Below are 854 nucleotides of genomic sequence, written 5' to 3' on the forward strand. Positions count from 1 at the left end.
TGTAGCGACAGACAAAGATGATAACACGTCAACAGAAGCAACGACAACAGTAGTAGACACAACAGCACCATCAGCACCGACGGTGAAAGAAGTGACAAGTGAAGCTACAATGGTAAGTGGCACAGCAGAGCCAGGCTCAACAGTAACCGTGACGTTCCCAGACGGTAAAACGGCAACAGGAATAGCCGATGATCAAGGTAACTACACAGTTGAAATTCCATCAAATGTAGATTTAGAAGGTGGAGAAGATATCAAAGTTACTTCTAAAGATAAAGTTGGCAATACATCTGAAGAGACAATGACAACAGTAGTAGACACAACAGCACCATCAGCACCGACGGTGAAAGAAGTAACAAGTGAAGCTACAACAGTAAGTGGCACAGCAGAGCCAGGCTCAACGGTAACCGTAACGTTCCCAGATGGAACAACGGCAACAGGTACAACTGATGATCAAGGTAACTACACAGTTGAAATTCCATCTGATATAGATTTAGAAGGTGGAGAGCCAATCAAAGTTGTAGCGACAGACAAAGATGACAACACGTCAACAGAAGCAACGACAACAGTAGTAGACACGACAGCACCAGACGCACCAACGGTGAATGGCGTAACAAGCGAAGCTACAACGGTAAGTGGAACGGCAGAACCAGGCTCAACAGTTACCGTGACGTTCCCAGATGGAACAACGGCAACAGGAACAGCAGATGAAGAAGGTAACTACACAGTTGAAATTCCATCTAATATAGATTTAAAAGGTGGAGAAGAATTACAAGTAACAGCTACAGATAAAAATGGTAATGTATCTAAATCAAGTATTGTTATAGTAAGTGATTCAGGAGAAAACCCAGGTACAG

Annotated in this window: 1 protein-coding gene; it reads left to right on the forward strand. The window is 43.4% G+C overall.

Translation table 11 applies throughout. The annotated features are described in order from the left end of the window. On the forward strand, window positions 1-854 hold an 854-nt coding region (locus KA814_RS13500), incomplete at both ends, for an Ig-like domain-containing protein (RefSeq protein ID WP_245335681.1).

The sequence above is a fragment of the Staphylococcus sp. GDY8P196P genome, assembly GCF_017891705.1.
Classification (GTDB): Bacteria; Bacillota; Bacilli; order Staphylococcales; family Staphylococcaceae; genus Staphylococcus; species Staphylococcus ureilyticus.